Annotated in this window: 6 protein-coding genes and 3 pseudogenes; 4 read left to right on the top strand and 5 right to left on the bottom strand. The window is 34.2% G+C overall.

The features are described 5' to 3' along the window. Positions 1-47 precede the first annotated feature (47 nt). Positions 48-416: a hypothetical protein gene (locus tag HE1_RS03110; RefSeq protein WP_035544644.1), complete on the top strand. Its 369-nt coding sequence runs from the start codon at positions 48-50 to the stop codon at positions 414-416. A gap of 260 nt (positions 417-676) precedes the next feature. Here HE1_RS03110 and HE1_RS10335 read toward each other — a convergent pair. From HE1_RS10335 to HE1_RS03095, 5 genes and pseudogenes are all read right to left on the bottom strand, one after another. Continuing rightward, positions 677-805, bottom strand: a pseudogene (locus tag HE1_RS10335) (IS5/IS1182 family transposase); the annotation flags it as partial. A 999-nt stretch (positions 806-1,804) separates the two neighbouring features. Further along, complete coding sequence (locus HE1_RS03100; RefSeq protein WP_035544636.1) at positions 1,805-2,671, bottom strand: leucine-rich repeat domain-containing protein; 867 nt, start codon at positions 2,669-2,671, stop codon at positions 1,805-1,807. Positions 2,672-2,978: 307 nt separating this feature from the next. Beyond that, a complete protein-coding gene (locus HE1_RS09640; protein WP_242837187.1) occupies positions 2,979-3,140 on the bottom strand; it encodes a hypothetical protein in 162 nt (53 codons plus the stop codon). A gap of 100 nt (positions 3,141-3,240) precedes the next feature. Further along, a complete protein-coding gene (locus HE1_RS09635) occupies positions 3,241-3,393 on the bottom strand; it encodes a hypothetical protein (RefSeq protein ID WP_242837186.1) in 153 nt (50 codons plus the stop codon). 64 nt (positions 3,394-3,457) lie between these two features. Continuing rightward, positions 3,458-3,664, bottom strand: a pseudogene (locus HE1_RS03095) (helix-turn-helix domain-containing protein); the annotation flags it as partial. A gap of 217 nt (positions 3,665-3,881) precedes the next feature. On the opposite strand from HE1_RS03095, the gene HE1_RS06490 reads away from it, so the two are divergent. The 3 genes and pseudogenes from HE1_RS06490 (at position 3,882) to HE1_RS03080 (ending at position 7,475) form a co-directional block, all read left to right on the top strand. Further along, entirely contained in the window at positions 3,882-4,310 is a 429-nt protein-coding gene (locus tag HE1_RS06490; protein ID WP_052567281.1) for a J domain-containing protein, read from the top strand. A gap of 9 nt (positions 4,311-4,319) precedes the next feature. Further along, positions 4,320-6,037, top strand: a pseudogene (locus HE1_RS03085) (Hsp70 family protein). 871 nt (positions 6,038-6,908) lie between these two features. After that, entirely contained in the window at positions 6,909-7,475 is a 567-nt protein-coding gene (locus HE1_RS03080) for a hypothetical protein (protein WP_162480258.1), read from the top strand. Positions 7,476-8,127: the final 652 nt, after the last annotated feature.

The following is an 8,127-nucleotide window of genomic DNA, read 5'->3' as shown; positions in this document are numbered from 1 at the left end:
TAACATGCTGGATGATCCTAGGGGTATCGTAGGTAAAAAGATTAAAGATGCGTACCTTGTCATTTGCCCAAGATAAAGACCGGGTACTAAACAAACAAAGAGGGGACATTAAACGGCTGTTCAGAACTATGAAAACGCAAAGGGTTAACCTTGAAAATCCCCCTATGAAAGATTTGGGAAGACTTTCCAAACTTATGACCATTGTCGCTGTTGCTATTGTATACGCTTCTATAACGGGCCTTACACAAGAATGTGCTTACAAAAAAACAGTCAGAGCACCTTTCTATTCATCTTTGTATTCATACTTCACAAGGGGGCTCAGGTGGATCAAAGATAAACTCTTATTCTTTGATTTCAGCGATCTTTTAAACTACCTGAAAAAAAGTGAGGGGGAGTATGGATCTCAACTACAATAATAAGCAGTTGGAAAAATCAATTAACGCCTAAGAAAAATAGGAATAAATCGCCAATCAAAATAGAGACCCAAGTATAAAAAAACTCTGAATCTTCCCAAGGAGGATCTCGTAAAAAGGTTTGCGTTTTTCTGGCGGATTGACAAGCTAAAAAAATAATAAAAACTCAATAGGTTAATATTGACGAAAGTTGTTTTGCGCACGACATGCCAAAACCACATATATTCGATACAAGGGCAGCATGATTGGGGGAGAAAAGAAAACTAAGACCCGCCCTCAATTAAGCCAAACGACAAGTGAATAGCGCCCATAAAATTTACGGACGTTTTATCATAGCGCGGTATTGCTTGCAGTTTAGCGAAGAAATTCTCGATCAAATGACGGGATTTAAAAGATATGTATCATAATTTGAAGCCCTAAAATGGTTCTTTTTAGGGGAGATCACGGCCTAACACCTTTTTTCTTTAGTTTTCGCCGCCCCCTTTCTTCAGCATCATAGTATCACAGATTGCGTGGATCTTTGTACTCAGAGCTCCAGAAGATCGTCCTATATACCAAATCAAACTGAAAGTGTTGGACTAATGCGTTGAAAGCTGTCATTGACGCGGTCGACAAGATCCATGGCGATGTTGTTTCAGGTTTGGTCGAAAAAATTCGTTTTTTTCGCGTGCTTTTACATAGGTAAAGGCTTTTTTTATAACCAACTCCTAGCTTTTTTAACCCTCCGTAGACAGAAACAAATACTTGCGTTAACTAGCTTTGCTATCTCAGCTCATTTCTTATCTCTTTGGCTTGAACGTGAATCCTTAGCTTCTCTGTAGATATTTTATCCTTACTTCCTAACCCGTGGGGTAGACCTAATTATCTCTTCTTTTTTGTATCTTATCCTCGCCCTGCTTACGCTGCTTTTACTAACTTTTAATACTTTGGATGTCGTTTTTTGATCGTTACCAAATTTAATATATTCTATTACTCATCCCCTTAGATCGAAGCTGTTTTGTTTCTTTATTATTTTCTGTTAAAAATAGCACCACTCTGTCCCATTTTTAAGCTAAATTACTATATTTACAAGCTTAGACATACTGTAGAGAATGCATTTCTTCACCTAAACCACTGAACAGGAATTGCAACGCGATACGCAAAAAATACTCCTTTATTTTTTGCTTCTTTTGTTCAACCTCTCATGACGACACGATCTAGATTTTTTAGGGTAATAGGTTAATAAATTCTGCAATAAAGGCACTAAAGATTTAGATCAGAAAATGGAATAATAAGGATTTCTTAGAGATCTTTTGGAAAAAAGTCGTGTGTACTCAATTTGGACCAAATTTTCTCTCTTTTCATCTTTCTTTTTAATATTTTAATAATACCTTAGGAGTTTTTCTAGCAGTCTAAGACTTCAGTTTAACCAATACTTTGTCTTTTCCGCAATGAATAAATTCCCATCCTTGAGGAATATCTTCGTTGGTTAAAACCTGGCAATGATTTTTCCACACCCGATTTCTTATCTTTACTATGCCTTCAGAAATTTTACGTCGAGCTTCACTACAAGATTCCACTAAACCTGAATGCTTTAAGATATCTACCATAGTGACTCCCTTAGAAAAAAGATCTTTTGATATTTTCCAATGAGGCATCTTAATATTAAAAGCCACCACTGTGTTTTTTTTTGTTGGGAAATCTTTACTTGTTTTTGGAAAAAAATATTCCGTCCTTAAAACAATAATTTTTTTAAGTAAAGGAAATTGTTTTTTTAATTTTTCAGCATCTTTTAAACTGAAGGAAGCTTCCTCATTCATATGAAAACTAATTTTCTCTAAATTTGGTGCAGAAAAAGAAAATAAAGGCGTAATATCCTTGACATCACACCCCCCAAAGGATAATTTTTTTAGCTTTGGCAAAGAAAGAGTTTTAAATACCGAAATATCTTTAACAAAATTATGTTCAAATACAAGTTCTTCTAAAGAAGGAAGGGGTATATCTTTTAAAGAGGAAATATCTTTAAGATCAGACTTGTATATAGAAAGAAACTTTAAATGGGGAAACTTAGCGCCCACAAGGTTTTTTAATTGAAATTCGGGGTGAATCCGGTAACTTACATAGGAAAATTCAAGAGATTCCACCTTATTAAAATCAATTTTTTTAAGATTTTCTAGATCTTGAATATCTTCTTTAATTTCGATAGAGCGCACATGATCGGGAATCTTTTTCCCTAAAAGCGCTATTTTTTTTAGTCCCTTAACCAAAACATTTTTCACGTAGTAATATTCTCCGTGATAGTTTTCCGTATATTCTTTGTGGCAGTAAAACTTAAATTTTTTTACAAAAATTTTTTTTATCTGGACTGTAAAAAATTGAATTTTTTTTGAGAAAAATTAGAAGAAAATAAAATTTGGCTTCCTACCAAAAATGAGATAATAAGAATTTTAAACATATTAAAAGTTTTAAAAACACTTTTTTATTATAGCAAAATTTAACTAAAAATAAATAATTGATATTTTATTTTTCTAAATTTTATTACACGCTTCATCAATAAATTATTTATCAAAATTTTAAGGGAGACTTTTAACCAAAGATAGCATGATTAATTTTCAAAGTTTTATTAACATGAAGTGCAGCAAAAATATGCAGTGTTCCCTTCAGCATTTCAAGAGATCGCGTGTTTGCAAGGGGGGCGACGAAATCTTGCAAACCAATGGCATAGTCTAGCGTTATTATTTTGTTCAATGGAAAAGGTTTTATCTTTTCCCTGAAAGAGTCGGGGCTTGGAATAATTTTATTAAAACCTTCCCAATGATCTTTGCAATAAAGTAAAATTTTCCATTTTTTAATCGTTCAAAAAATCGTTTGAATTTTGACTCAAGCGATCACCAAATTCCCAATCGATAAGCCGTTTTCCAGCACGATCATAGACTTTAAAAATCCAAGCTTTAAAAATCCAAATTTTTTTGCTTCTTTTTTTAATAATGCAAAAATTCATCCACTTCCTTGACAATACCTTTGTCTTCTGGGGATGGCTCAATTTTTGTGCATAGCCTTGATCCTAAGGTGCCCGCCCACTTCAAAACAGCGGTGACGCCGACACCAAAAAGCTGAGCAATTCGGTTCATTGAAAGATCGCTTGCGTATAAAACAAGGGCTTGGAGCTTGTCTTTTTCAGGCACACCTCGTGAAATTTTTTCCATATTTTTTACATTTGTACCACTTTCCCCCTCGAACAAAACCGATTTTAAAACACTCCGAACATTCACAAAATTTACATACAATCTTTTTTAGAGATTTTTAAAAGACAAGTTTTCCAATTCTCACAAAAAAGACCTTTAGTTAAAAGCCTTTCTTTCAAGAGATTAACCTTCAATCAACGATCTTATTAATGGAATCCGTTGCTTTAATAATTACTCATTGGTATAATTGGACTAGATTTTGGAATAAAACATTTAATTGGTTACAAAATAACAAGGAAAGACGGTGGAGTTTTCTTCTGTAGGGCCTTCTAACTGGTTTGATCTTTTTGGATTGCCTAAACGATTTTTGTTGGATTTAGACGAGCTAGAAAGGGCATATATCCAAGTTCAAAAAGTTGTTCATCCAGATTGCTGGAGTGGAGTTTCTTTCAAAGTAGCCGCTCAGATGAGCTCTCATGTTAATATGGTGTATGGTGCGTTAAAAGAACCTAAAAAGCGCGCAGAATATATGTTGAAGTGCGCGGGGTTTTGGCCGGTCCCTTCTTTTCCAAAAATAATGGAAGAGATTTTTTTTCTTAAATCTCAATTCAATCAGGAGCTTTTTGATAGCAAGTATCAAGATGCTATACTTTCGTTTGATGAAGCGTTTCAAAAAGAACACTATGTGCAAGCGCAGCAGGCTTATCTTTACATATGTTATCTAGAAAAATGAGGTGTTAATATGCGTATTGCGGTTGAAGCATTGACTGGCCAAGCGTCAAAAAAAGTCTCTTCTTCAAGAAAAGAAGCGGTGGGAATTGATTTTGGTACGACGTATTGTGTGGCAGCGTTAGCGTTTGAATCTTCTAAAGCGCGGGTGTTGGTTTCATCCAAGGGGGCTCTTATTCCTTCGGAAATTATTACTCCACAAGGTGAGTTGGTTCGTTCTGTAAAGCGAAAATTGGCGCACACTTCTTTAATAGATTCTAGCGCTCTTGGTTACATGGATGCTGCTGTAAAAATATTCAGAATTATTGCCGAGCATGTTTATGAAGCGTTAGGACATGAGGTGTCTTGTGCGGTTATTACGGTTCCTGCTTACTTTGATGATCTGCAAAGATCTCAAATTCACAAAGCAGCGACGATGGCAGGGTTTGAGGTCTTACGATTAATTAACGAACCTACGGCAGCAGCCATTGCTTATGGGCTTGGCCATGCTTTACAAGGAAAATACATTGTGTACGATTGGGGGGGGGGACCTTTGACGTTTCTATTTTGGATATTAGGCAAGGCGTTTTTAGAGTTCTTGCTACCGGTGGAGACACTGCCTTAGGGGGGGATGACTTAGATTTTTGCATTGCTCAAAACATCGCTCCGTTTGGTTGGAGCGATCAAACTTTTTCTCAACGCCAGAGTTGGATTCAAAAAGCAAAATATCTGAAAGAATCTCTTTGTGTGGATTCTGCGCTTTCCTCTTTAGAAACAAATGTAACGCCTGAGGATATTGAAAACTGGTGCCTTCCCTTTATTCAACGCACTCTTGAGATTTGCAAAGATACTTTAGATCGTGCTGAATTAAGTTTTAAGGATATTCAAAAAGTTGTTTTAGTAGGGGGCAGCACAAGAATTCCTTTTGTGTTAAAACACTTGCAGTATCTTTGGGGAGAAAAGATAGATCGCGCACTGCATCCTGAATATGCAGTTGCTCAAGGTGCTGCACTGCAAGCTTATCAATTGACACATGAATGCTCTTTTTTGTTAATGGATGTAAGCCCTCTTACTCTTGGAGTGGAAGTTTTAGGAGGGATGGTGGAAACGCTTATCCCGCGCAATACCCCTCTTCCCTTCGAATATACCTACAAATTTACTACAGCAGTGGATGGGCAAACCAAAATACGTCTTCATATTGTTCAGGGAGAAAAAGAATTTGCCAAGAATTGCAGATCCCTTGGTATATTTGAACTTTCTGGGATAGATGCGCTTCCAAAAGGAATGGCACGCATTGAACTTAAGTGCTATTTAACAGTAGATGGAGAGCTAGAGCTAGAAGCAAAAGAATACAAGAAGGAAGGAGAGGGAGCAAAAGCATTCCTTACGATTAATACAGTACGTTCATTAAATGATGAGAATATAGAAAAAGAACTTACTGCGCTAAGTGCAGATGATGGAAGTGAAGTTTTGCTTCGTATTTGGACACAAAAGCATCAGCAAGCTTCTGATGGCCTTGAACAAATGGAGAAAATCCTTCAACACTGTCCCTATATTTTTTCCAAAGAAGAGTACGAAGAAATGATAAAAATATGTGAAAGCTTTTCTGATTTTTTAAAAAAGGTGCCTGTTCAGTATTCCCAAGCATTACAAGAAATTTCTGAAAATTGGGAAAATTTTTCAATCTTGATATTGCCCTATATTGAGCGCCACCTAACTTATGTATTAAAACAAACTTTGGAAAATGTCTAGAATACAAAAGTACGCTTTAACAAAGGGCGTATTGTTTTTGGGGCTGGCTACCTTAAGTGTTTTGGTGAGTTAACGATAATTCATTCTCCCTCACAATAAGCTAAAAAGCTTTTTAAAAATAAGAGTTTAATTGTTGATGTTAAAAAAATAAATACAAAGACTAATCTGACAAGGATTGAGTAGAAAAATCTAAAAACCTAAGTGATGTTCTTGGAAAATGTTTTATGTAGAAAGAAATTTTATTTTTACTGATAAAGTCTATGACACGAGGGGATAAGGAGCAGATAAACTGAAAAAATATAATACCAGGTTACTATTTTCCTAAAAAAAACTGGGGAAGATTTTAGACGATATTTCTACAAAACCTTTCATTTGATGAAAAATTTATTTTAAAAATACTACGCTATTGTCATAAAAAAATATTGGATACATCTCTTTGCGCTATCCATTTTGCGTTCATTATTGTTTAGCGTACTTCCTGATTTTTAGCCAAGATCACATAAAAAAGTCATGTTAAATATATTTTACATTGATAAAACTCTCATCAGCTAATTTTAGCTTTAGCACTTTTTTAAGGAATTGAACTGAATATATCATCTTTTTTTCAAGTTTCGGTAAATATTTTAGCGTAATTTATTCTCGTTGTACATGGCTTTTTTATGTGACTTCAGTTAAAAAATAAAAATTGAAATTTTATTTTTTTTTATACTTTTGTATTATTATTTATGATGTATTATTTGTAAAAATTAATTAAATAATGAAAAATTGTAAAAAATTAACTATTCTAGTTTTTAGTGTAACCTTAATTTCTTTCCAGAGTGCATTTTCGTGGAAAAATTTTGAACACTTTAAAGACGAATGGAATAAAAAAATGTATACATTGAAAAATAATCCATATGCCAGTGATCGCTTTATGAAAGAGGGAGTTTCTAGTGAAACAAAAAATATTATTCAAGCATATAATGTGTTGGTTGAAGAAAGTAATGTCAAAACCCCTAAAGAAGTAAATGCAAACAAGATAAAATCCGCTTTTTCAAATTTGTCTAAAGATGTTTTAGCGCTTCCTGAAAAAAATAGAGATAAATTTTTTTTTGAAAAAGTTATTAAGAACAAGAGCGAACTCTGTGAAAATTTTTCACTTCCAAAAAATCTCCCTGCTGATAAATGGTGTCAATTTTTGATTGAAATTGGGCTAGTAGATAAGGAGGATCCTCAAAAAATTGATATTAATAATAAAGCTAGTGCTAGTAATCTTGGTAATAATTTATTTGAAAATAATCTCCAAAGTGGAGAAAAAAATCTTAGCTCTGCTACACATTCTGCTCTTTCCACAAATTCAAAACAATCATCAATCAGAAAAGAAAGAGAAAATTCAAAAAGGAATATAGTAAACACTACTTTTCAGAAAATTAAAAAATTATTTTCTTCGAAGTTTTAAAACTTGAGTCTAAGAGAGTATGTTTTTTAAGTCTCATTACAAATCTTCTTTTATTCAGAAGTTTAATACCATTTTCCGATACTAAATGGACAAATACGAGGCGGTACATATATTTTTCACAATTGTATTTTTTAATTCGCGCATAACCTGGCAAAGCACCGCTTCTAAAGCCCCAAGGGATTCGTAAATCTTGTTCGATAGGATATAGTATTTTAGGTTGAATTGGATGTTTTAAAGAACCACGAAATATCGTTGAATAGAGCGTAGAAATTTAGTATATTACATCCAATCCCCCTCTTCATATTAGCCTAGAATTTCTCTATTGGATTCAAATCAGGAGTGTAAGGAGGTAGAAAAATTATACTGTATTTTACAGATTCTATTCATCCTCTACTTCTCTTGGATTTATGAAAAGAGGCGTTATCCATAATAAAAACTTGACCAAGCTTTAATTCCTTGATCAGAAAATTTTCTACCCAGGCTTGGAACAATAGTGCGTCGCAAGATGGTTTTCTTTGACATTCTCCATACTCCCCCTCACTTTTTTTCAGGTAGTTTAAAAGATCGCTGAAATCAAAGAATAAGAGTTTATCTTTGATCCACCTGAGTCCCCTTGTGTTCTTGTGTAAGGCCCGTTATAGAAGCGTATACA

This window comes from Holospora elegans E1 (genome assembly GCF_000648275.1).
In the GTDB taxonomy this organism is placed as follows: Bacteria; Pseudomonadota; Alphaproteobacteria; order Holosporales; family Holosporaceae; genus Holospora; species Holospora undulata_A.
This window is presented reverse-complemented; position numbering and strand designations above follow the sequence as displayed.

Coding starts and splice junctions, on each gene's coding strand:
- HE1_RS03110 (WP_035544644.1), top strand. CDS start 48: ATGCGTACCTTGTCATTTGCCCAAGATAAAGACCGGGTACTAAACAAA.
- HE1_RS09635 (WP_242837186.1), bottom strand. CDS start 3,393: ATGAATTTTTGCATTATTAAAAAAAGAAGCAAAAAAATTTGGATTTTT.
- HE1_RS03080 (WP_162480258.1), top strand. CDS start 6,909: ATGTATACATTGAAAAATAATCCATATGCCAGTGATCGCTTTATGAAA.